At 70.5% G+C, this 22,945-nt stretch carries 20 protein-coding genes; 7 read left to right on the top strand and 13 right to left on the bottom strand.

Annotated elements, in window-relative coordinates; all coding sequences use genetic code 11:
- Nucleotides 1–20: 20 nt before the first annotated feature.
- Both J3P44_RS09920 and J3P44_RS09915 read right to left on the bottom strand, forming a co-directional pair.
- Nucleotides 21–695: a Type 1 glutamine amidotransferase-like domain-containing protein gene (locus J3P44_RS09920; protein ID WP_255890173.1), complete on the bottom strand. Its 675-nt coding sequence runs from the start codon at nucleotides 693–695 to the stop codon at nucleotides 21–23.
- A complete protein-coding gene (locus J3P44_RS09915) occupies nucleotides 692–1,528 on the bottom strand; it encodes an endonuclease/exonuclease/phosphatase family protein (RefSeq protein ID WP_255890171.1) in 837 nt (278 codons plus the stop codon). The genes J3P44_RS09920 and J3P44_RS09915 overlap by 4 nt, the downstream gene beginning before the upstream one ends.
- Before the next feature lie 22 nt (nucleotides 1,529–1,550).
- Here J3P44_RS09915 and J3P44_RS09910 point away from each other — a divergent pair, with 22 nt between their 5' ends.
- The 3 genes from J3P44_RS09910 to pntB all read left to right on the top strand — a co-directional run bounded on the left by J3P44_RS09910 (nucleotide 1,551) and on the right by pntB (nucleotide 5,248).
- Complete coding sequence (locus J3P44_RS09910) at nucleotides 1,551–2,114, top strand: nucleotidyltransferase family protein (RefSeq protein WP_255890169.1); 564 nt, start codon at nucleotides 1,551–1,553, stop codon at nucleotides 2,112–2,114.
- 140 nt (nucleotides 2,115–2,254) lie between these two features.
- Nucleotides 2,255–3,784: a Re/Si-specific NAD(P)(+) transhydrogenase subunit alpha gene (locus tag J3P44_RS09905; protein WP_255890168.1), complete on the top strand. Its 1,530-nt coding sequence runs from the start codon at nucleotides 2,255–2,257 to the stop codon at nucleotides 3,782–3,784.
- A 9-nt stretch (nucleotides 3,785–3,793) separates the two neighbouring features.
- Nucleotides 3,794–5,248 (top strand): Re/Si-specific NAD(P)(+) transhydrogenase subunit beta, encoded by a 1,455-nt coding sequence (gene pntB, locus J3P44_RS09900; protein WP_255890167.1) that lies wholly within the window; start codon nucleotides 3,794–3,796, stop codon nucleotides 5,246–5,248.
- 119 nt (nucleotides 5,249–5,367) lie between these two features.
- Here pntB and J3P44_RS09895 read toward each other — a convergent pair whose 3' ends face one another.
- Genes J3P44_RS09895 through J3P44_RS09885 form a run of 3 tightly spaced genes read right to left on the bottom strand, consistent with a single transcriptional unit; the run spans nucleotide 5,368 to nucleotide 7,866 of the window.
- Nucleotides 5,368–6,096, bottom strand: a complete 729-nt coding sequence (locus tag J3P44_RS09895; protein WP_255890166.1) for a VIT1/CCC1 transporter family protein — start codon at nucleotides 6,094–6,096, stop codon at nucleotides 5,368–5,370.
- A gap of 58 nt (nucleotides 6,097–6,154) precedes the next feature.
- On the bottom strand, nucleotides 6,155–6,721 hold the full coding sequence (gene thpR, locus J3P44_RS09890) for an RNA 2',3'-cyclic phosphodiesterase (protein WP_255890165.1): 567 nt from the start codon (nucleotides 6,719–6,721) through the stop codon (nucleotides 6,155–6,157).
- Nucleotides 6,721–7,866, bottom strand: a complete 1,146-nt coding sequence (locus J3P44_RS09885; protein WP_255890164.1) for an acyl-CoA dehydrogenase family protein — start codon at nucleotides 7,864–7,866, stop codon at nucleotides 6,721–6,723. The genes thpR and J3P44_RS09885 overlap by 1 nt, the downstream gene beginning before the upstream one ends.
- 94 nt (nucleotides 7,867–7,960) lie before the next feature.
- On the opposite strand from J3P44_RS09885, the gene J3P44_RS09880 reads away from it, so the two are divergent.
- Both J3P44_RS09880 and J3P44_RS09875 read left to right on the top strand, forming a co-directional pair.
- Nucleotides 7,961–8,815, top strand: a complete 855-nt coding sequence (locus tag J3P44_RS09880) for a M15 family metallopeptidase (protein ID WP_255890163.1) — start codon at nucleotides 7,961–7,963, stop codon at nucleotides 8,813–8,815.
- A 98-nt stretch (nucleotides 8,816–8,913) separates the two neighbouring features.
- Nucleotides 8,914–10,770, top strand: coding sequence for a sensor histidine kinase (locus J3P44_RS09875; protein ID WP_255890162.1), 1,857 nt, complete (start codon nucleotides 8,914–8,916; stop codon nucleotides 10,768–10,770).
- Here the strand turns inward: J3P44_RS09875 and J3P44_RS09870 are convergent.
- Together J3P44_RS09870 and J3P44_RS09865 are read right to left on the bottom strand one after the other, a co-directional pair.
- On the bottom strand, nucleotides 10,695–11,393 hold the full coding sequence (locus J3P44_RS09870; RefSeq protein WP_255890161.1) for an NAD-dependent deacylase: 699 nt from the start codon (nucleotides 11,391–11,393) through the stop codon (nucleotides 10,695–10,697). The genes J3P44_RS09875 and J3P44_RS09870 overlap by 76 nt on opposite strands.
- Before the next feature lie 47 nt (nucleotides 11,394–11,440).
- Nucleotides 11,441–12,133 carry an NUDIX hydrolase gene (locus J3P44_RS09865; protein WP_255890160.1) on the bottom strand — a complete coding sequence of 231 codons (693 nt, stop codon included), beginning with the start codon at nucleotides 12,131–12,133 and terminating at the stop codon, nucleotides 11,441–11,443.
- Between the two features lie 92 nt (nucleotides 12,134–12,225).
- Here J3P44_RS09865 and J3P44_RS09860 point away from each other — a divergent pair, with 92 nt between their 5' ends.
- Both J3P44_RS09860 and J3P44_RS09855 read left to right on the top strand, forming a co-directional pair.
- A complete protein-coding gene (locus J3P44_RS09860; protein WP_255890159.1) occupies nucleotides 12,226–13,233 on the top strand; it encodes an SPFH domain-containing protein in 1,008 nt (335 codons plus the stop codon).
- A complete protein-coding gene (locus J3P44_RS09855) occupies nucleotides 13,230–14,108 on the top strand; it encodes an NAD(+)/NADH kinase (RefSeq protein ID WP_255890158.1) in 879 nt (292 codons plus the stop codon). The genes J3P44_RS09860 and J3P44_RS09855 overlap by 4 nt, the downstream gene beginning before the upstream one ends.
- A 40-nt stretch (nucleotides 14,109–14,148) precedes the next feature.
- Here the strand turns inward: J3P44_RS09855 and J3P44_RS09850 are convergent, their stop codons facing one another.
- The 6 genes from J3P44_RS09850 to J3P44_RS09825 form a co-directional block, all read right to left on the bottom strand.
- Nucleotides 14,149–16,665 (bottom strand): polynucleotide kinase-phosphatase, encoded by a 2,517-nt coding sequence (locus tag J3P44_RS09850; protein WP_255890157.1) that lies wholly within the window; start codon nucleotides 16,663–16,665, stop codon nucleotides 14,149–14,151.
- Nucleotides 16,658–18,070 carry a 3' terminal RNA ribose 2'-O-methyltransferase Hen1 gene (locus J3P44_RS09845; protein ID WP_255890156.1) on the bottom strand — a complete coding sequence of 471 codons (1,413 nt, stop codon included), beginning with the start codon at nucleotides 18,068–18,070 and terminating at the stop codon, nucleotides 16,658–16,660. Before J3P44_RS09845 ends, J3P44_RS09850 begins: the two co-directional genes overlap by 8 nt.
- Before the next feature lie 362 nt (nucleotides 18,071–18,432).
- Nucleotides 18,433–20,028, bottom strand: coding sequence for a TROVE domain-containing protein (locus J3P44_RS09840; protein ID WP_255890155.1), 1,596 nt, complete (start codon nucleotides 20,026–20,028; stop codon nucleotides 18,433–18,435).
- Nucleotides 20,029–20,419: 391 nt separating this feature from the next.
- Entirely contained in the window at nucleotides 20,420–21,337 is a 918-nt protein-coding gene (locus J3P44_RS09835) for a nucleotidyltransferase domain-containing protein (RefSeq protein WP_255890154.1), read from the bottom strand.
- An 89-nt stretch (nucleotides 21,338–21,426) separates the two neighbouring features.
- On the bottom strand, nucleotides 21,427–22,173 hold the full coding sequence (locus J3P44_RS09830) for a hypothetical protein (protein WP_255890153.1): 747 nt from the start codon (nucleotides 22,171–22,173) through the stop codon (nucleotides 21,427–21,429).
- Nucleotides 22,174–22,261: 88 nt separating this feature from the next.
- Nucleotides 22,262–22,945, bottom strand: a complete 684-nt coding sequence (locus tag J3P44_RS09825) for a hypothetical protein (protein ID WP_255890152.1) — start codon at nucleotides 22,943–22,945, stop codon at nucleotides 22,262–22,264.

The following is a 22,945-nucleotide window of genomic DNA, read 5'->3' as shown; positions in this document are numbered from 1 at the left end:
CGACTCGTTCAGCGTGGCCCTCAAGGTCCTGCCGGGAAGGCCTTCCAGTGTCCCTCGGAGATGACCTCGACCCTGCCCTCGGTCACCTTGATGGCGGTCTGGTCGTCGATCGCGTACGCCGGACCTGCGATGTCGGCCGCCCATCTCTCCGCCTCGGCCAACGTGTTCCCCGGCATCTGCTCGTGGTCCAGGTGGGGGTAGATCGAGAAGTCGACGACCCCGAGCGCGCGGTCGTCCGGGGCGGACGGCCACGAGACGAAGTCGTCACCGATCCGCGGTGTCATCACCATGCTGCCGGCACTCATCCCGACCCAGACCGTCTCGGGCAGCGACGCCATGACCCGCGACAGCCCTGACTCCCGCATCCAGTGGCACAGGTACGTCGTGTCGCCGCCGTCCACCAGCAGCACGTCGGCCTCTCGGACCCACGCCACCCACCGCTCCTCGCCGATGCTGGGCAGCGCGGTGAGCTCGAGGACGCCCAAGGACGCCCAGCCCAGGCTGGCCATCCTGTCGAACGGAGGCTCGCCGGCGACGGAGCGTCGTACCGTGGCGGGCCCGAGCATCGGGTGGCCCCACTGCGCCGTGGGGATGCAGAGCGCGTGGGACGCGGAGATCGGCTTGCCCAGCAGATCGACCAGAGCGTCGCGGATGCTCTCGTTCGTGATGCCTCCGGACGTGAGAAGGAGCTTCACCACGCCTCCTGAGACGAGTGCGACGGATTCGGACGACGTCGGTCGGACACGTCGACCACCAAAGCCCGGTGGTCCGACAGCGGCATCTCGACCGCGCGACCGGTAGCCGTCGGCAGGTCGCCGTCGAGCAGGACGTGGTCGAGCTGCATGCGCGGCGTGTGCGCCGGGAAGGTCGGCTGGGACACCAGCGGTCGCATCCCCGTGATGCGCGCCGCCCGTGCCGGCCCCATGTTGAGGTCGCCCATCAGCACGAGCGGGCGGTTCGCGGTCGCCAGCGAGTCGCGCACCAGCGCCAGCTGACGGCCGTTCCACCACTCGACGAAGGTGAGGTGCACGTCGGCGACCGTCACCATGCCGTGGGGTGTCTCGACGGCGGCCGCGACCGCCACGCGCGGCTCGTCGCGGATCAGCTCGGGGCGGCGCGAGCCCTTGAACCACATCGGAAACTTGAGCGGGACCGGGGCCAGGCGGACGGTGTGCCAGGCGTGCACCGGGTAGCGGGAGAGCAGCGCGATGCCGTACGCCGCGCTGTCAGGCTGCTCGTTGCCGTCCGCGGCCATCCAGGTCGCGCCAGGCACGCCGGACAGCGCCGCGACGAACCGGTGCTCCGGGGCGCCCATGGCGTCAGCGGCGACCGCGGTGAGATCGGCGTCCGAGGAGCGGGACTGGTAGCGGTCGACCTCCTGGAGCGCGAGCACGTCGGCGTCCAGGGACGCGATGGCCGCGGCGAAGCGGTCGATGTCCACGCGATCGTCCTGCTGCGAGCGCGCGTGCAGGATGTTGAAGCTGGCGAGTCGCATCTCCCCCTCGTGCCCCATCGGGCGTGAAGTCATGCATGACGGGTACCTGCCCGGCATGGACGGTTCCCAGGAGGCCCTGCGCGAGGCGCTGAAGCGCGTCGCCGTGGCGTTGAAGCAGTCCGGTGTCCCCTTCGCGCTGACGGGCGGCTACGCGGTCTGGGCACGCGGTGGCCCAGAGCCCGACCACGACGTGGACTTCCTCATCGCGGCCGAGGACGTGGACCAGGTCGAGGAGTGCCTCGAGGCGAACGGGCTCGAGGTCGTCCATCCGCCGGAGGACTGGCTCTTCAAGGTCTATAGCGACGGCGCCATGGTGGACCTGATCCACCGGCACTCCAGCGGCCCCGCCGAGCGCGCGGTCGTGGAGGACGCCGACGTCCTGGAGGTCCTGTCCGTGGAGATGCCGGTGCTGTCCGCGACCGAGGTCGTCGTGCAGAAGATGCTCGCCCTCGACGAGCACTACTGCGACTTCGGGGCGATGATCCCGGTGGTCCGCGCGTTGCGCGAGCAGGTCGACTTCGCGCGGGTGCGGGAGGAGACCGCGACGAACCCCTTCGCCGCGGCGCTGCTCTTCCTGCTCGAGCGGCTCGAGGTCGTGGAGCCCGTACGCGAGACGTGAGCGCGGGGCTCGACGCGGCCGACACGTGACCCACCTCACCTGAGACGTCGGCGGTGCCGGACGGGACTTCGGTACGTTGAGCCGGGCCCGCACGCCTTGAGGTCCCGTCCAGATTCCCCGGCCCCCACCAGGAGGCAGCAGTGCGCATCGGCATCCCACGTGAGTCCCGACCCGGCGAGACGCTCGTCGCCGCCACGGCGAAGACCGCGTCGCAGCTGGCCGCGCTCGGGTACGACGTCGTCGTGGAGCAGGGCGCCGGAGTGGCGGCCGACCAGCCGGACACCGCCTACACCGATGCCGGGGTGAGGGTCGGTCCCGCCGACGACGTCTGGTCGAGCGACGTGGTGGTGAAGGTCAACGCTCCCACCGACGACGAGATCGCGCGGCTGCGCCCCGGCGCCACGGTCATCGCCCTCCTGGCTCCGGCCCGCAGCCCTGAGCTGGTCGAGCGGCTCAGCGCCGCGGGAGTCACCGCGCTGGCGATGGACGCCGTCCCCCGCATCTCGCGCGCGCAGTCGATGGACGTGCTGTCCTCGATGGCCAACGTCGCCGGCTACCGCGCCGTGATCGAGGCCGCCCACGAGTTCGGGCGCCTCTTCACCGGCCAGGTCACTGCCGCCGGCAAGGTGCCGCCGGCCCGGGTCTTCGTCGTCGGCGCCGGTGTCGCCGGCCTGGCGGCGATCGGTGCGGCCGGCTCCCTGGGCGCGATCGTGCGCGCCTTCGACGTACGCCCCGAGGTGGCCGAGCAGGTCGAGTCCATGGGTGCGGAGTTCGTGACCGTGGAGATGGAGCAGGAGGTCTCCTCCGACGGCTACGCCAAGGAGATGACCGCCGAGCAGGAGGCCGCGACCGCGGCGATGTACGACGAGGAGGCGCGCGCCGCCGACATCGTCATCACCACCGCCCTCATCCCCGGCCGCCCCGCTCCGCAGCTGGTGCGGGCCGAGACCGTCGCGGCGATGCGACCCGGCTCGGTCATCGTCGACATGGCCGCCGCCAACGGCGGCAACGTCGCGGCCACGGTCAAGGACGAGCGGATCGTGACCGACAACGGCGTCACCGTCCTCGGCTACACCGACCTCGCCGGCCGCCTGGCCGCCCAGACCAGCCAGCTCTACGGCACCAACATCGTCAACCTGCTCAAGCTGCTCACGCCCGAGAAGGACGGGCAGCTCACGCTCGACATGGACGACGTGGTCCAGCGCGGGATCACCGTCTCCCGCGACGGCAGCACGATGTGGCCGCCCCCGCCCGTGCAGGTCAGTGCTGCCCCGGCCGCCGCCGCTCCGGCCGCCCGGCCCGAACCGGTGGAGAAGAAGCCGGTCGACCCACGGCGCAAGCTCTTCGCAGCAGCGCTCGCGGCCGTCCTCTTCGCGCTCGCCGCGGCGTACTCACCGCCGAGCTTCCTGGGGCACTTCACCGTCTTCGCGCTGGCGATCTTCGTGGGCTACTACGTCATCTCCAACGTCGCGCACGCCTTGCACACACCGCTCATGAGCGAGACCAACGCCATCTCCGGGATCATCCTGGTCGGCGGGATCCTGCAGGTCGGCAGCGACAACCTCGCCGTCACGATCCTGGCCCTGGTCGCCGTGCTCGTCGCGAGCATCAACATCTTCGGTGGCTTCCTGGTGACCGCACGCATGCTCCAGATGTTCCGGAAGGACTGAGCCCCGCCCATGAGCGACTTCCTGACCTCCGAGCGACTGCCCGGCCTGATCCAGGCTGCCTACATCGTCGCCGCGATCCTCTTCATCGCCGCCCTGGCGGGACTGTCCAAGCACGAGACCGCGCGCCGCGGCAACACCTTCGGCATGGCCGGCATGGCGCTCGCACTCGGTGCCACCCTCGTCCTGGCGGCGCGCAACAGCCAGTACGGCGACCAGCGCCCGCTCGCCGTGACCCTGGTGCTGATCGTGGTGGCCATGGCGATCGGCGCCGTCATCGGCGCCCGGCGGGCCCGTACGGTCGAGATGACCGGCATGCCCGAGCTGGTGGCGATGCTGCACAGCTTCGTCGGCATCGCAGCGGTGCTGGTCGGCTTCAACTCCTACCTCGAGGCGAACCACGGTGACGGCCACCTCGAGGGCTCGCTCGGCACCATTCACGACGTCGAGGTGTTCCTCGGGGTCTTCATCGGCGCGGTGACCTTCACCGGCTCGATCGTGGCCTACCTCAAGCTCAGCGCGAAGATGACCTCGAAGCCGCTGACGCTCCCCGGCCGGCACCTGCTCAACCTCGGGATCCTCGTCACCTCGGCGTTGCTGCTGGCGTGGTTCGTCCCGGTCGAGGGTGACCTCGGCCTGGTGCCGCTGATCGCCATGACCGCGCTCGCGCTGCTGCTCGGCTTCCACCTCGTGGCGGCCATCGGCGGCGGCGACATGCCGGTCGTGGTCTCGATGCTCAACTCCTACTCCGGCTGGGCCGCGGCGGCCGCCGGCTTCATGCTGAGCAACGACCTGCTCATCATCGTCGGGTCCCTGGTCGGCTCCTCCGGTGCGATCCTGAGCTACATCATGTGCAAGGCCATGAACCGGTCCTTCGTCAGCGTCATCGCCGGTGGGTTCGGCTCCGACGGTGCGGTGAGCGGGGAGGACCGCGACTACGGCGAGCACCGCGAGATCCAGGCCGACGAGGTCGCCGAGCTCCTCGCCCACGCGTCGTCGGTCGTGATCACGCCTGGCTACGGCATGGCCGTCGCGCAGGCGCAGTACCCGGTCGCGGAGATGACCAAGAAGCTGCGCGACAAGGGCGTCGAGGTTCGATTCGGCATCCACCCCGTCGCCGGCCGGCTGCCCGGCCACATGAACGTGCTGCTCGCCGAGGCCAAGGTGCCGTACGACATCGTGCTCGAGATGGACGAGGTCAACGACGACTTCCCCGACACCGACGTCGTACTCGTGATCGGCGCCAACGACACGGTCAACCCCGCCGCGCTGGAGGAGCCGGGCTCGCCCATCGCGGGGATGCCGGTGCTGGAGGTCTGGAACGCCAAGGACGTCGTCGTGTTCAAGCGCTCCATGGCGACCGGCTACGCAGGCGTGCAGAACCCGCTGTTCTTCAAGGACAACACCCAGATGCTCTTCGGTGACGCCAAGGACAAGGTCAACGAGATCGTGGCGGCCCTCGGCTGAGGCTGCCGCTTCATCATGGGATGTCGACCGACCCGCACTTCCCCTGGTCAATTGACGCAGGGAAGTGCGGGCTCACCGACATCCCATGGTGAACAGACCGGGGAGCGAGCGCGGCGCGCTCAGCCGAGGTGCGTACCGGCGAGCATGCCGATGACGTAGGTCACGCCCATCGCGAGCAGGCCGCCGGAGACGTTGCGCACCATGGCCGGCAGCCGCGGGCTGTAGCCCAGCTTGGCGCTGACCGCGCCGGCCCCGGCCAGCGCGAGCGCCACCGTGACGACCGTGGTGGCGACGCGGGCGCCGTCGGGCACGAAGGCGACCACCAGGAGCGGGAGCAGCGCACCGAGGGTGAAGGCGACCATCGACGCGAACGCGGCCTGCCACGGGTTGGTGAGCGCGTCGGGGTCGATGCCGAACTCGATGTCCGCGTGCGCGCGGAGCGCGTCCTTGCGTGTGAGCTCGGCCGCGACCTTCTCGGCGGTCTCCTTCGACAGCCCCTTGTCCCGATACATCCGGGCCAGCTCGGACTGCTCCGTCTCCGGCATCTGCTCGAGCTCGACCTGCTCCATCGCGAGGATCGAGCGCTCCGAGTCGCGCTGGGTGCTGACCGAGACGTACTCGCCGGCGCCCATGCTCAGTGCTCCCGCCGTCAGTGCGGCGATGCCGGCGATGAGGATGGCGCCGCTGTCGTCGGTCGCTCCGGCGACACCCATGACGACCCCGGCCGTCGACACGATGCCGTCGTTGGCGCCGAGCACTCCGGCCCGCAGCCAGTTGAGGCGGCCGCTGACGTCGTCCCCGACGTCGTCGTGCCAGTGCTGGGGTGCGTCGTCCGTCCCAATTTCCATGCTCACACCTCGATCCTCGCCGCGCGTCGTACGCCGTGCAACGAAGGTGAGGCTGCGCTCAACCCAGCGGGTACGACGCCACGACCTCGTGCCGCGGACGTCGGCGCGGCCCCTCCCCGAGGTGCGAGGCGACCAGGCTCACCTCGTCGACGCGCCAGGCAGGACCCTCGTAGGCGTCGAGCAACCGGACCCACGACGTGACGTTGTCGGGGTGACCGAGGCGAGCGAGCGTGAGATGGGGACGGAAGCGTTGGCCGTCGACGCGCGCGCCCGCGCGCGACATCGCACGGCGGCACCCGGCCGCGAGGTGCTCGAGCTCGGTCGCCGCCTCGTCGTCGGCCCCGAGCCGGGCGACGAGGACGCGAGCCCGGTCGGCGTGGGGGAACGCGCCACCGCCGGCCACTCGCAGCTCGAACGGTCGTCGCCGGCCCCCGGCCCGGGCGAGCCGCTCGCCGAGGTCCTCCACGCTGCGGTCGGGCACCGCGGCGGAGAACGCCAGCGTCACGTGCCACTGCTCGGGGACCGACCAGCGGAAGCCCGCCGCCTCACGGCGTACGGACAGGAAGTCGTCGAGGTGATCCACCACCTCCGGTGGCGGGACGACCGCGACGAACATCCGCGTCATCACAGGCCCAGGTCGCGCCCGATCAGCATCTTCATGATCTCGTTGGAGCCCGCCCAGATCTTGGTGACCCGGGCGTCGCGCCAGGCGCGGGCGACGCGGTACTCGTTCATGTAGCCGTAGCCGCCGTGGACCTGTACGCAGTGGTCGAGCACGTCGTTCTGGACCTGCGAGGTCCACCACTTCGCCTTCGCCGCGTCGACCGGCGTCAGCTCCTTCTTGGTGTGGGCGATCACGCACTGGTCGACGAAGGCCTCGGTCACGTCGATGCGGGTCACCAGGTCGGCGAGGAGGAACTGGGTGTTCTGGAAGGAGCCGATCGGCTGACCGAAGGCCTGCCGGTCCTTGGCGTACTGGACCGTCTCCACGAGGATCTGCTTGGCGTGCGCGAGGTTGGTGATGGCGGAGCCGAGTCGCTCCTGCGGCAGGAACTGCATCATCGAGATGAAGCCGGTGTCGAGCGGGCCGACGAGGTCGTCGTCGGAGACCCGGACGTTCTCGAAGGCCAGCTCGGCGGTGTCGGACTCGTCCTGGCCCACCTTGTCGAGCACCCGCCCGACGCTGAAGCCCTCGAGCGTGGTGTCGACGGCGAAGAGCGAGATGCCCTTGGCCTTCTTCTCCGGGCTGGTGCGGGCCGCGACGAGCACGAGGTCGGCCGACCCGCCGTTGGTGATGAAGGTCTTGGAGCCGTTGATGACCCAGCCGTCGCCGTCACGGACCGCCGTGGTCTTCAGGTTGGCGAGGTCGGACCCGCCGCCCGGCTCGGTCATGCCGATGGCGGTGACGATCTCGCCGGTCGCGGCGCCCGGCAGCCAGCGCGCCTTCTGCTCGTCGTTGGTGAGGTGCACCAGGTAGGGCACGGTGATGTCGGCGTGGATGCCGACGCAGCTGGGCAGGGTCATGTTGACCTTGGCCAGCTCCTCGGTCAGCACGGCGTTGAAGCGGTAGTCGCCGGCCTCGGAGCCGCCGTACTCCTCGGGGATCTCCAGTCCGAGGAAGCCCTGCTTGCCGGCCGCGAGCCAGAAGTCGCGGTCGAGGCCGTGGTTGGCGGCGTACGTCTCGAGCTGCGGGGTGACCTCGCGGTCCAGGAACTGCCTGACCGAGGCGCGGAAGGCCTCGTGGTCCTCGTCGTAGATCTCTCGCTTCATGCGGCCATGTTACCCGCGAGTCACCTGGCGCGGGGAGTGATCCTGACCTCGGACGCCTGGACGGTGGCGGGTCACGCCCACGTACGGTGAGGTGGTGTCGGTCAACGGGTTGCTCGCCGCCCTGGTCCAGGTGGTCCTCACGGTCGCCGCGGTGCCGGTGCCGGTCGTCGCCGAGCGCGTCCGGGTCGAGGCTCCGCCCAGCGTGGACGGCACGCAGGACGAGGCGGCCACGGGGTTCGGCAGCGTCCCGCCGCCCTGGCTCGGCACGCGCGTGCTGCCCGAGGACCCGGCCACCGGCTACGGCGTGGTGCGACCGACCCCGCCGGTGATGCGCCACCGTCGCTGGACCCTGCCCGACGACGTACGCATGCTGCCGGGACGCGGCTACGCGAGCACGGTGGTCTCACCCGCCCCGCGGCACGTCATCCGGCGCTCCAGCTGGAAGCCGGGGTGTCCCGTCGCCGCCACGGACCTGGCTTGGGTGCGGTTGGCCTTCTGGGGCTTCGACGGCGAACGCCACACAGGTGAGCTGCTGGTGCACCGCACGGTGGCCGACGACATCGTGGAGGTCTTCGGGGTGCTCTACCGCACGCGCTTCCCGCAGGAGCAGGTCGGCATCGTCCGCGCCTACGACCCCGACGCACCGAGCACCGGGGACGGCAACGGGACGGGCTCGTTCGTGTGTCGCCCGTCCACCGGGGCGACGTACTTCTCCCAGCACGCCTACGGGCTGGCCATCGACCTCAACTCGTTCCAGAACCCGTACGCGAAGGGGCCGGTCGTGCTGCCCGAGCTGGCGTCGGCCTACCTCGACCGCCCCCGCGTCCGTGCGGGCATGGTCACCGCCGACGGTCCCGTCGTCCGCGCCTTCGCCCGGATCGGCTGGGAATGGGGCGGTGCCTGGCGTCACTCCAGGGACTACATGCACTTCAGCCAGAACGGGTTGTAGTCAACAGTTCCTCCACAGCAACGACCAAGTCCTGTGGAAGATCTCCCGGAAGTCCATCCCCACGCTTACGATCCACATGGCGGGGAGGACGAAAGCCCATGGACCAGGTGCGGGCAGGGGAGCGCCGGACGCGCGACCTGAGCTGGGGTGATGCACGTGCTCGGGCGCTGATGCACGCCCTGGCGCGCGACGCCGCCACCCGTGCCGGCTTCCGGGTGTGCGCGATCGAGGTGGTCCGGCCCAAGGGCCTGCTGGAGTTCGTGGCCATCTACGGCGACATGACCAGCGCTGACGAGCGCCTCGGCACTGCCTCCCGCCTGGCCGACATGCAGATGGTGTTTGCGGATGGCGAGCGCATCGGGCACTTCATCTGGATCCCGGACGAGAGCTACTCCGACTCGACCCGCGAGCTCATCGACGGCGTCGTGGCGGTGCCGGACATCCCCAGCACCGGCAATCCCGAGGACTGGCACCCGATGGACATGCTGGTCGCGCAGATCGCCGACGAGCGCGGTGACCTCCGGGCGCTGCTCTACCTCGACGTGCCTGCGGACCTGAAGCGACCCGACAAGGACCGCGTGCTGGAGATCTCCGACGCCCTGTCGCTGACCCTTCGCTCGGTGGTCACCCTGGTCGAGCGTGAGGAGTTCGCCGACCACATGCGGATCATCCGGGCCACGCGGCGCCTGGCGAGGTCCAACCCGGCCCGGCACGACGTCAACCACCTCCTGCGGGAGGCCCGTACGACGCTGCTCGGGGCGCTGTCGGTCGATGAGCTCGAGATCCACGTCTTCCTCGACCAGGACGCCGAGAGCCCCGACACCCTCGGCCTCGGCATGGCGCCGGACGTGAGGCAGGCGCTCGACGAGGCCGCGGCGCGCGCGTGGGCCAACCAGCGGGTGCTGATCATCGAGACCTCACGCATCTGGGGCGACCCGGAGCTCGACGCCACCCATGCCGACTGGTTCAGCCAGGCCCTCGAGGCCGCCGGGTTCGAGGCGGTCGTGGTGGCCCCTGTCGGTGTGGACGACGAGGTCCTCGGCATGCTCATGGCAGCCCGGCGGACCGGCTCGCGACGGTGGACCGACGGCGAGGGCGTCGCGGCGCTCGAGCTCGGCCACGACCTCGGCCGGGCCATCGCCAACGCGCACGCCACCCAGCGCGAGCGTGCCCTGCTCGAGGAGCTGCGCGAGCTCGAGGAGGCCCGGCACCGGTTCCTGCGCGAGCTCACCCACGAGATCAACAACCCGATGACGGTGATCGCGGCCAATGCCGAGTTCCTGGCGGCCAGCGAGTTCGCCGGCGACCGCGACCAGCGGCGGGCCCAGGCCATCCTGCGCGGCACCGAGCGGCTGAGCGACCTGCTGGAGGGGCTCGCGATGCTGTCGCGCGTCAGCGACCCGCAACACCCTCCGATGATGGAGCGCATCGATCTCGTCCCCATCGTCGACGAGACCCTGGCATCCATGACGGCCGTCGCCGAGAAGGCCAGCATCACCCTGCACCTCGTCGGCGAGACCCACCCGGCGATGGTCTACGCCGACGCCCGCGAGATCGCGAGCGCGATCATCAACCTGGTCGACAACGCCGTGAAGTACTCCAACCCCGGCGACGAGATCTGGCTGGGGGTCGAGCGCGGGCTCGACGGCAGCATCACCTTCGGCTGCAAGGACGAGGGGATCGGCATCTCCCAGGCGGACCAGGACCGTCTCTTCCTGCCGCTGTTCCGGTCGACCAACGAGGAGGCGCTGCGTCGCCCCGGCACGGGCCTGGGGCTGGGGATCGTGCGCGAGATCATGCAGCGCCACGGCGGCAGCGTGGAGGTCGAGTCACGCCTCGGGCGCGGCACGTGCATCCGGCTGCACTTCCCGCCGATGCCTCAGGGCGAGGTCCGCGACCCGTCCCGCAGGAGCTCGTCCACCCAGCCCGGCACGAGCCGCGTCGCCGGTCCCTGACGGGACTCGGCGAAGTCAGTGGCACCCGCGCTGGGCTCGAGGTTGAGCTCGAGTGTCGCGCCGCGGGCCCAGTGCACGAATGCGGCTGCCGGGTAGACGACACCCGACGTGCCGACGGACACGAACAGGTCGCAGTGCCACAGGGCTTGCTCCACGAGGGCCATGCCGTAGGGGACCTCGCCGAACCAGACGATGTCGGGCCGCAGCGTCGACACACCGCAGCCGGGGCACGGTGGGCCATCGGCCAGCGGAGCGTCCCATTCGTGCCGGACGTCGCAGGTCGTGCACCAGGCCGACCGCAACCTCCCGTGGATGTGGTGGACCCGCCGCGAGCCCGCGCGCTCGTGGAGGTCGTCGACGTTCTGGGTGACGACCAGCAGGTCGTCGCCGAGCGCCTCTTCGAGCCGCGCGAGCGCGTGGTGGGCCGCGTTGGGCTCGACCCGCGACAGGGCGGCGCGCCGGTCGTCGTAGAAGCGCTGCACGAGGCCGGGGTCGTCGGCGTACGCCTCGGGGGTCGCCACCTGCATCGGGTCGTGGCCCTCCCACAGGCCGTCGGAGTCGCGGAAGGTGGACAGCCCGCTCTCGGCGGAGATCCCGGCGCCGGTGAGGACCACGACTCGCATGCCCCAGTAGTACCAGCCCGCACCCGCAGGAGCGCACGCTGAAGGGTTCAGCGGAGCAGAGGCGGGTGCAGCTGCGCGACGGTCCCGACCCGGTAGAGCCGGGCGGGGCGTCCGCCCTCCCGAGTCGTCGTGTCACCCGTCGGCTCCAGGAACCCCTCGGTCCGGGTGACCTTGCGGTGGAAGTTGCGGGGATCGAGCACCGTCCCCCACACGACCTCGTAGACGTGCCGGAGCTCGCTGACGGTGAACTCCGACGGACAGAACGCGGCGGCCAACGGCGTGTACTCGAGCTTCGAGCGGGCGCGCTCCACCCCGTCCGCCAGGATCGCTGCGTGGTCGAAGGCCAGCTCCCGGTCGCCCTCGAGCAGCTCGCTCACCGGTTGCCACCGAGCGTCCGCAGCATCGGTGCCCGCAGTCGGCACCGGGAGGTCGGCCGCGAGGGCGATGTAGGCCACCGTCACGGTGCGCATTCGCGGGTCCCGATCCGGAGCACCGTAGGAGGCGAGCTGTTCGAGGTGGAAGCGGTCCGACGAGAGCCCGGTCTCCTCGTGGAGCTCGCGAGCCGCCGCGTCCGGCAGGTCCTCGTCGGGCTGCAGGAATCCGCCGGGGAGTGCCCAACGCCCGGCGTACGGCGCCTCCCCGCGCTGAACCGTGAGCGCCTGCAGCTGCTCCGAACGCACCGTCAGGACGACGAGGTCGACCGTGACGGCGACCGAGGGATGCGCATCTCCAGGAGCCACGAGAAGACTCTACCCGCCTTAGCGTCAGTTTGACACTTAGCCGCGAGGCGACTTATCGTCATACTGACATTAACAACGAGGAGGAGCCTCTCATGGCCGACATCGCCCGCTATCCCTTCGCCCACCACCTGCGCGGGTCCAGCACCACGCACGTCGGGCACATCCGCAACGGCAGGACCATCCGCGCCGGCGTCGGTGCGTCGTTCTGGTTCCGGCCGCTCAGTGCGGTCCTGCACGAGGTCCCGGTCGACGACCGTGAGCTGCCGCTGTTGTTCCACGCTCGCACGAGCGACTTCCAGGACGTCACGGTCCAGGCGACCATCACCTACCGCGTGACGGACCCTGCCACGGCGGCCGGCCGCATCGACTTCTCGATCGACCCGGAGACCGGTGCCTGGCGCAGCACCCCGCTCGACCAGGTCGCCGGCCTGCTGACCGAGTCCGCGCAGCAGTACGCCATCGACATGCTGGCCATGGTCGACCTCACTGCGGCCATGGCCGGGGGTGTCGGCCCGGTGCGGACGGTGATCACCGACGGCCTGCGAGGGGACGAGCGTCTGGCCGAGACCGGCATCACCGTCGTCGGCGTACGCGTGGTCGCGGTGCGCCCCGAGCCCGAGGTGGAGAAGGCGCTGCGCACCCCGACACGAGAGCGGGTGCAGCAGGAGTCGGACAAGGCGACGTTCGAGAGGCGGGCGGTCGCGGTGGAGCGCGAGCGGGCGATCGGCGAGAACGAGCTGCAGACGCAGATCGAGCTGGCCCGACGTGAGGAGCAGCTGGTGAGCCAGCGAGGTGCCAACACCCGTCGGGAGGCGGAGGAAGCCGCCGCGGCGGGCGCCATCGCCGCCGAGGGGGAGGCGCGGCGCACGGTGACGCTCGCGGAGGCCCGCGCGGAAGGAGCCCGGCTGGCGGGCGTCGCGGAGGGTGACGCGGAAGCGGCTCGGGTCGGTGCCTACCGCGACGTGCCGGAGGCAGTCCTGCTGGCGTTGGCCCTGAAGGAGCTCGCCGCCAACCTGCCCGCCATCGAGACGCTGGTCCTGAGCCCCGACCTCGTCAGCACCGCCCTGGCCCAGCTGGCAGCGGGCAGGTCGACGACATGAGCCTCACGCCTCGCGTCGTGATCGTCCACCGTCGCACGGAGTACGACGAGCTGATCGGCACGCACGGCACCCGCGGGCAGGCCGCGTTCTTCCTCAGCACCCGCGGCCGTGACATCGCCGAGCTCGAGGAGCGCCACCGGCTCGCACAGCAGGCACTCGAGACCGCGGCCGCCGCGATCCCCGTCGAGTGGCGTCGGGGAACCGTCGAGCGGGCCGACGTGTCCCGCTTCATCTTCTCGCCCGACGACGTCGTCGTCGTCGTCGGGCAGGACGGGCTGGTGGCCAACGTCGCGAAGTACCTCGACGGGCAGCCGGTGATCGGCATCGACCCGGAGCCGGGTCGCAACGCGGGCGTGCTGGTCACCCACGCCCCCGCCGACCTCGGGCAGCTGCTGCGGGCCACCGACCACGCCACCTCTCACACCATGGTCAGGGCCAGTCTCGACGACGGGCAGCAGCTGCTCGCCCTCAACGAGATCTACCTCGGGCACCCGACCCACCAGACCGCGCGTTACGAGCTGGAGGCGCCAGGGGCGACCGGTGAGTCACAGGCGTCGTCGGGCGTCATCGTCTCGACCGGCACCGGGTCGACCGGTTGGTGCCGCTCCGTCGCACTCGAACGGGGCAGCCGGCTACGACTGCCCGGCCCCGAAGAGCCCCGACTCGTCTGGTTCGTGCGCGAGGCCTGGCCGTCCCCGGCCACGGGCACCACGCTCACCGAGGGCGAGCTGGTCGGGACCGACCTGAGCCTGACGGTGAAGTCCGATCGCCTGGTCGCGTTCGGTGACGGCATCGAGGGCGATGCCCTCACCCTGACGTGGGGGCAGACGGTGCGTATCGGCCTGGCCGACACCGTGCTCCGGTTGGTGCTGTAGGCGCCGTACGTCGTGCCGCCGGTGGGGTTGGGAATGCAGCTCAGAGCCGCGGGTCGACGGGTTCGGACTCCAGCGCGAGGACGGCGAACACGGCCTGGTGCACCTTCCACAGTGGCTCGTGGTCGACGAAGGCGGAGAGCGCATCCAGGCCCAGTCCGTGCTCACGCTGCGCGAGCTGGCGCTTCTTGCCGAGGTGCCGTTGGCGCAGGACGTCGAGGGAGTCGGTGTAGTCCGGGCCGTAGATGATCCGAAGGTACTCGCGACCACGCACCTTGATGCCCGGCTGGACACGGCCCTCGGTGAGGTGAGCCGGCTTGACGACCATCCCCTCACCGCCGGACGCGGTGAGGTCCAGCCACCACTGGGTTGCGGCGTCGCGCTCCTCGGGTGAGGACAGGTCGACGAAGCGGTGCCGCGTCGGCGTGATGAGATCGCCCTCCAGCTTGGCCAGCTCGGCGAGGTGCCAGTCGTGGGGCTCCGTGAGGGCGAGGGCGCGGCCTTCGCACGCGAGGATCTGGAACGGCGCGAGCGTGACACCGTCCAGGCCGTCGGTCGGACGGACGTACGCGGCGTACGCATCGCGGAAGGCCTCGGAATTGTCGCGCCGCCGCACGGTCTTCGCGATGAGCGCCTCGACGTCGAGCCCTCGGCGCTTCGCGCTCTCCAGGACGTCCAGCGCCTCGGGCAGCACCCGACGGGCCGCGGCACCGACGGAGGCGTACTGGACCTTGATGAGGGGGAGCGCCTTGGCCGACCACGGCAGCAGCTCGCAGTCCAGCGCGAGCCAGTCGGTGTCCAGCGACTCGAACAACGGAGCAGCAGTCGTGCGCAACCGGTCGACGAGCTCGGAGGTGTCCGCGAAGAAGGGGCGACCGGTGCGGGTGTAGACCACGCCCGCGGTGCCGTCGCCGACCCCGAACCGCCGCTCGGCGGCATCGGCGTCCTTGGCGATGACAGCGATGGCGCGCGAGCCCATGTGCTTCTCCTCGCACACCACCCGGGTGACACCCCAGCCGGCGTACTCCTCGAAGGCCTGCTCAGGGTGCTCGAGGAACCCCTCGCGCGTCGAGGTCGCGACCGGCGACATCGTGGGCGGGAGGTAGACCAGCCACCGTGGGTCCACCGCGAACCGGCTCATGATCTCGAGCGCGGCCGCGGCGTTCTCCTCCGGGACCTTGACCTTGCCGGCATGCGTGGTCTCCAGCCAGCGCGTGCCGGCGACGTCGCTGATCCTCAGCACCGCCGGCTCTCGATCGCCGACAGCGGGGACGAGCGGGCGAACCGGCTCGTACCACTCCTTCTCGGCCGGGACCGACACGATCGCCCGCTCGGGGTAGCGCAGGGCCGTCAGGGCGCCGCCGAACACGACGCCGGTGTCGAGGCAGATCGTGTTGTTGACCCACTCGGCCTTCGGGACCGGAGTGTGGCCGTAGACGACCATCGCCTGTCCCCGGTAGTCCTGGGCCCACGGATAGCGGACCGGCAGGCCGTACTCGTCGGTCTCGCCCGTCGTGTCGCCGTAGAGGGCGAAGGAGCGGACGCGCCCGGAGGATCTGCCGTGGTAGGACTCCTTGAGCCCGGCGTGGGCCACCACGAGCCTGCCGTCGTCGAGGACGTAGTGGCTGATGAGCCGGTCCATGAAGCCCAGTGCCTGCGCGCGGAACTCCTCCGGCTCGGCCTCCAGCTGGGCGAGGGACTCCGCCAGCCCGTGGGAGACGGTCACCTTGGAGCCCTTGAGGGCACGCACGAGCTTGGCCTCGTGGTTGCCGGACACGCAGATCGCGTTGCCGGAGGCGACCATCCCCATGACGAGGCGGAGCACGCCGGGCGTGTCGGGCCCGCGGTCGACGAGGTCGCCGACGAAGACGGCCTGACGTCCGTCGGGGTGGGTGGCGTCGACCGCGGCAGTGCCGTCGTAGTCGATCTTCCAGCCCAGCTCGCTCAGGAGCGTGCGGAGCTCGGAGGCGCAGCCGTGGACGTCCCCGATGAGGTCGAAGGGGCCGTGGAGATCCCTGCGGTCGTTCCACGGACGCTCGCGGACGATCTCGACGGCATCGACCTCGTCGGTCCCCCGGAGGACGTGGACCCGACGGAAGCCCTCCTTGGTGAGGCGCGCCATGGATCGCTTGAGGTCGCGGTGCTGCCGGGTGATGACGTGGCTGCCGAAGTTGCGGTCCGCGCGCCGCTCGTTGCGCTCGATCGCGACGGAGTCCGGGACGTCGATGACGACAGCGTCGACCAGTACGTCGTGGCTCTTGGCGAGCTTGATCAAGGACGCTCGGTCGGGCTTCTGGACGTTGGTGGCGTCGACCACGGTGAGGAGGCCGCGGCGCAGCCGTGTGCCGACGATGTAGTGCAGGACGTCGAAGGCGTCGGGCGTGGCCGACTGGTCGTTCTCGTCGTCGGCGACCAGGCCCCGGCAGAAGTCGCTGGAGACGACCTCGGTGGGCTTGAAGTGGGTGCGTGCGAAGGTCGACTTGCCGCTCCCGGACACGCCCACGAGGACGACCAGTCCCATGGCGGGCAGCGTGACCTGGCGCTTGGGTGCCTCAGTCATCGCTGTCCTCCTTCCTGGTGAAGATCGCCATCTGCGTGGGGTTGCCGAGTGTCTCGTCGAGATCGCCGATGCCTCGCCGTTCGACCTGGTAGCCGTAGGTCGAGGCGACGCGGTCCGACCAGTCGCCAAGCTCGGCGCGGGTCCACTCGAACCGGTGGTCGGGGTGCCGCATCCCGACGAGCCCTTCGTAGAGCGCGTTGTACTCGGCGTTGGGTGTGGTCACGACGACCGCACCCGGCCGGGCGGCTCCGAACACGACGCGCTCGAGCGCCTCCAGCCGCGGAGGATCGACGTGCTCGACGACCTCCATGAGCACCGCGGCGTCGAAGCCGGCGAAACGCTCGTCCTCGTAGGTGAGGGCGCTCTGGAACAGCTGTACGCGCTCGGCCTGCCGCTCGCTCATCCGTTCCACGCGCAAGCGGCGGGCGGCGTGTTGGAGCGACCGGGTGGAGACGTCACTTCCGGCGATGCGGGTGAAGGCAGGGGTCTTCACGAGCCGGTCGAGGAACTGGCCCGGGCCGCAACCGAGGTCGATCACGGACCGCGCGCCCAGGTCGAGCAGTGCCTGGTGGACCGCTTCGTGGCGCTGGGTGTTGAGCGGGACGCGCTTCTCCTCCGGCTGCAGGACCTCCTCGTCCTCCGACGGTTCGACAGCGTCCTCGACCTCGTCGCCCAGCTCCGCCAGGCGCGCCAGCGCCACGCGAGTGAGTCCACCGCGGCGACCGAGGTAGCGGCGGGTGATGAGGTCCGCCTCGGGGTGGGACGCGAGCCAGCCCTCCCCGGACCGCATCAGCTTGTCGACCTCGTCCGGGCCCTGCCAGTAGTGCTCCGACTCGTCCAGCACCGGAAGCAGGACGTGGAGCTGGTTCAGCGCGTCGGCGAGTCGTACGAGACCGGTGAGCCGCAGCCGGACGTAGCGCGAGTCGCCCCACTCGGCGAACGCGTCGTCGAGCGGGATCGGCTCCGCCTCCACCGTCCAGCCGAGCGGCTCGAACAGCCGGTGCGCGACCTCAGGGCCACCCCGGCACGGGAGCACCGGGATCACGATCTCCAACGGGATGGCCGAGTCCGCGAGCTCCTGGCGCGAGTCGCAGCGGCCACTTCGCGCGGTGCTGAACACGTCGGCCATCGCCACGGCGAGGAGCGACGACGCGGCGTACGACCGGTCGTTGACGTACTGGGCGAGGCTGAAGTCCGGAGCGTTCTTGGTGCGGGACCTGGCCAGCCGCAGCGGGTCGACGTCGAGCGCCAGCGCGACGGTGCACCGCTCCCGGGTCGCCTCGGGGTAGAAGACCGTCACCGTGCCGAACGACTGCTTGAACTCCTGCACCCGGTCGGGATGCTTGTGCAGCAGGTAGCCCAGGTCTGTCGCCGGGGTGTGGGTCGTGGTGACGGTCAGCAGCACTGGCTCAGTCTGCCCGGGGTCCGGGCATTTCCTTCCTGTCGTTGCTCGAGGGGCGTTCTGCGCTTCCGCGTTGTCGCTTGATCACCAGGGCGATCAGCTCGCGACTGCAGCCGATCGCCTCCGCCAGCGCTGTGTAGCTCCATCGCCCCGGGTCCTCCGCGCGGAGCTGGAGCAGGAGCCGATCGCGTTCGGCGCGGCTGCGTGCGGCCAGCTGGTCGGCTTCGGCTGCCTTGCGGTGCAGCTCGCGGGCACGGGCGGCACGCGCGTCCGCGGTGGACGATCCGGACCTGGAACCAGTACGGCGCCGGAGGCCGACCCCCCTGAGGGGATCGGCTCCGGCGCCGCCTGTGCCTCCTGGACGCTCAGATCCCACGAGCGAACTCGGTGATCAACGAGGGCGCCGCGGCATCGAAGCCAACGACGTCGAGCATGCCGGCATCCGTGGGGTCCGCGATCGAGAACTCGGTCGCCGTCATGCCGACGACCACGAGCTTCGCCGCGATCCCCGACGCCTGCCGGTAGGCCTCGAGCGCCTGGTGCGGGTGGATGTCGCCCGCCCAGGTCTCGTTGTCCGTGTAGACCACGAACGTGTCGACCTCGAGCCGCTTCCTCGTCGCGTGGACCATCGGCAGCGCACAGTCCGTCCCCGACATCGGCATCGCGTCCACGACGCGCAGGGCGTCGTCGAGCCGCTGCCGCGGCGAGATCCTCAGCGGCTTCAGCACCGAGTGGTGCCAGTCGCCGCCGGAACCCGTCGTGAACCCGACCGCCGACGCGTACGGCTCGGTGGCCAGCTGCACCAGGGTCAGCGCCGCCGACGCCTCCCGCGCCGTGATCGGCAGGCCCGAGATGGGCACTCCCATCGAGCCGGACACGTCGACCGCGAGCAGGGTGCGCTTGCCTGAAGGCTCCACCGCCCCGAACGCGGCGTAGAACGCAGCGTCCAGCGCGTCGGCGACCGTCTGCGTCGGCGACCACGTGCCGGCACCGCGGGCGGACTGCCCCGAGGCGTAGGTCCGCTGCGCGACCAGCACGTTCACCGGGTGCACCCGCGCCTTGCGCAGGCGCGCCGCGTCGGCCAGCTGCTCGGACACCTCGTCGGTCCGGCCACCGATGTCCGGCAGCAAGCCCAGGCGCGTCAGCCGCGGCAGCTGGCGCATCAGCGCCGTCTGGGGCACACCCACGTCCAGCAGCGCGTTCCAGACCGCGGTCTCGCCGAGCGCCGCGTCCGGGAGCATCTCCCAGGACAGCCGGTGCGCGTGCACCAGCCGCACCCACTCCGCCACCTCGGTGGTGGACTGCGCCTGGACGAAGCCCTCGATCAGAGCCGGGACCTGGTCGCCCACCGAGCCGTTGACGATCCACGCATAAGTGTCCTTGAGCTCGGGCACGGTCGAGACCGGGTGTGCCAGCCGCAGCAGGTCGCGGTGGCTCCAGCCCTCGCGCTGGCGGTACTTCACCGCCTGGTACGCCAGGGCGTCTGGCTCCTTGTCGGTGTACCAGGAGGCGACCGCCCGCCGCAGGCCTCGTCCCCAGCCGCGGAACTGCTCGACGTACGTCGCGAACAGGAACAGGTGCGTTCCCGTGCGGGCGACCTGGGGCAGCGCCGCCAGGGCCAGTGCCGAGGACTCGGGCACCGAGGCGGCGTACGCCAGCGCGAACAGCACCGGGTTCGGCTTCGGCGCGGCGCCGCGGGTGGAGACGTCGACGATGGTGGAGACCAGGGCCTCCGGCTCGGACTCGGCCATGCGGACCAGGACCTCGACGTTCTCGGCCACGAGCTGCCGAGGAGCGGCGTAGTAGGTCCCGCCGTCCACGCCGAGCATGAGGAACCGGCGCAGCCGCGCCGAGTCGTCCAGCGTGAAGGTGTAGCCGCCGGCGGAGTTATTCCGCTGGCGCCGGTCAGCACGGGAGGTCTGCTCGGTGCGGCGCAGGTTGAAGGCGCGCAGCACGTCCATCGTCGTTCCTTTCGTCGTCATGAGCCGTGGCCCTGGGTCAGGTGCGTGCCGTCCGGGAGTGGCGGGCGAGCTGTGCGGACCGACCGGACCCCGGATTCCCGGGGTGCCCTCCTCCGAGGGCTTCCGTGAGAGGGAGATAACCGATCCGCTCCGGCCCGCCACTCTCGTGACGGTGTGGACGGGCAAGCCGTCCGGAGGGTCCGCGTGGGCATGTTGTGATCGCCGAATCCTGCTCTACCCATTGAGCTACGCGACCCGAAGGTCGTGACGGGACTCGAACCCGCAACCCGGCCATCCGTAGTGGTAACCGACGATCTCCGGCCCACGCGGGCCGCTCTGTTGTGTTGTCCTGAGGAGTGTAGGGGTCTACACACCTAGGCGCGCAACGGTTTTATTCCGGGGTAGGGGTGCGAGCCCAGTAGTCCACGTGACTCGCGTGCAGCCACTGATCGACCCAGTCCCGATCAGGTTGGTCGGGCACGGATGCTGACTCGCTGAGCCGCACCAGTCGCGCCTCGGCCCGGTCGATCGCCGCGATGACATCGTCGAGCTCGACCTCCCCGCGGCGGATCGCCCGCAGGTAGGACAGGTCGGGTTCGGGGATCGGAAGGGTGATGCGCCCGGTGGTGAGGAGCTCGACGCCCTGGACGCCGAGGCGTAGCGCGTGCATGGCGAACTTCGTGTCGTACCCGTGGATCGCGACGAGCTCGGGGCGGTTGGTGTGCGCGCCGATCTCGCCGGTCATCGCCGCCTTCTGCGAGCGGAGGTAGCCGAGGAACCGGTCGGCCGCCAGCTTCGAGACGAACCGGTGTGCGTTGTCGACGAGCCGGGCGCCGACCTCGTTGCGGTGGACGACCTCGTGGTCGGGCACGAAGAGGACCAGCAGCACCGTGGGATTGCCGGCCAGTGCGAGGCTGGCCCACTTCCGCGCGGAGTACACGATGACGTCGAGGTCTCCCGGGCCCGAGCGGTTCGCCAGTCCGCCCGGTCGGTCCCAGCCAGTGTGCCGCTCGAACTGCTCGAACCGGATCGGCGCCGCGCCACCGCGGGTGCCACTGGGGACTCGGGCGAGCCCGGTGACGTACGCAGCGGGCTCGAGGCAGATACCCATCTCGTCTCGGTCGTCCTGCCCGTCGATCGAGGTGCCGTGGACGCCGGACCCGACCTGGACGCGGAGGATCATCCCGTCCTCCGCGATCCGGCGGGCTTGCTCGGACGCGTGCGGGTGGTCGAAGCCGGTCGGGAGAGCGGTCGAGCCCTCGATGGCAGGGGCTCGGTGACCCTCGTCGACGTCGCTCTCTTCGGTCACGCGGCAGACGTTAGTCGCGACACGGCCGTGACGTCGTCGAGGTTTCCGCCTGCCCTGGCCACTGACAGGCAGCGCGGCACGAGTCGCCGTCAGGGTGCCACCTGGTCGGCATCGACGAACTCGGCCGTTTCGGCCATGGCGACCATCTCCGCGACCAAGCGGGGACTGGGGCCGTTGGGACCGGGGAAGTAGCCGACGACGAGCATCAGGCGTTGACCATCGACCTCCACGATCCACAGCAGCTGGGCCTTGCCGGCACCGATCCCTTGAAAGCCCCCGAGGTGGTCGCGCCAGCTGGACAGCTCGGTACGACAGGCGCCGCGGAGGCGGGCAGGCACGTTGAGCTCCATGAAGACGCCTTCGTGCCCCCCGATGGTCACCGGCACCGGAGGCGTGGTCTCCCACACCGACAAGGACCGGAGCGCGTCGGCAAGATCGGCCACGCTGGGTCCGGGGTCCTTCCACTCGGTGTCTCCGCACGCCCGGGTCGCCACCACGTCGACGGTCCAGGTGTCGAGGTGGCGGAAGCCGCTGCTCTCGTCGGCGCCCGTGATCTCGTACCCGTCTCCGCGGCCGTGATAGCCCGCTGGGACCTCGATCAGCACCATCGGCGGGTCGGGCTCGGGGCTGACGAACCCCATGGCGTAGCGCCCGGGCGCGAGCGTGGCCTCGTCGGCCGCATCCGTGAGTCGGGTCGCCGAGACGAAGTCACGTGAAGGCTCTGACGGGGGGTCGCCGCCGCCCGAGTCGCCACCTCCGGAGTCACTGCACGACGTGAGGAGGACCGCGGTTGCCGTGAGTGCTGCGATGCGGATCGGTGTGGAGAGGTGTGGCATGACGCAGGTCTCCCTTGCTCCCCGCGCCGGGAACTTCCCGTCACTCCTATGACGCGACGAGCAAGGCGGAAGGTTCAGTGACACGCGATCAGATCGGACCGATGGCGGATTGGGCTCCCTCCGCCCATTTCCTCCACCTCGGGGCGCCCTCCTGCGACTCGCTCTGCGCCTCAAGGCTGAGGCGCTCGTCATGCCCGTAGAAGGCGTCCCACTGACGGACTCCGTCAGCGATGAACGTCTCGATGGGGATCTCATGCTCTGCGGCATCAAGCACGACAAGATCGTCGAAGGTGACCGTCCCCTCGATGCAGAAGGACTCGGTGTCACCGTCCCCCTCGACGCCGCACTCGTTGAACCAGAAGAACGAGTGCGCACCGCCGCCGGAGCGGATCGAGATGCGGAGACTCGGATCCGCTGACCAGTCACGAGTCAGTCCCGGATCGTCGAAGAATCGCCAGCCGTAGACGGAACCACCCCAGGCGAGCGATTCGAAGAAGTCCTCGACGGCAGCCTCGTCAGCCAGAGGGATGGCGGGCTGGGCCGCCGCCTGCTCACCGACCGGATCTCGCCGCAGCAGGAACCGAAGGTCTGCAGGCCGCATGAGCCTCATGATCCGGCGACCGTCCTTCGTGAGCGGGCCGGACTCTGGCAGTGCAAGCACGTGGAGCAGGACGTCGACGTGGGCACCGGCGGGGTCGAGCCGAACTCCGACCACGTCGGACTCGTTGAGCGCTGTCTCGAGCCTCTCGCGAGTCGCGTCATCCCAATCCAT

Source organism: Nocardioides astragali, from assembly GCF_024436375.1.
In the GTDB taxonomy this organism is placed as follows: domain Bacteria; phylum Actinomycetota; class Actinomycetes; order Propionibacteriales; family Nocardioidaceae; genus Nocardioides; species Nocardioides astragali.
The sequence above is the reverse complement of the archived record's forward strand: the minus strand, read 5'-3'. Positions and strand labels throughout refer to the sequence as shown.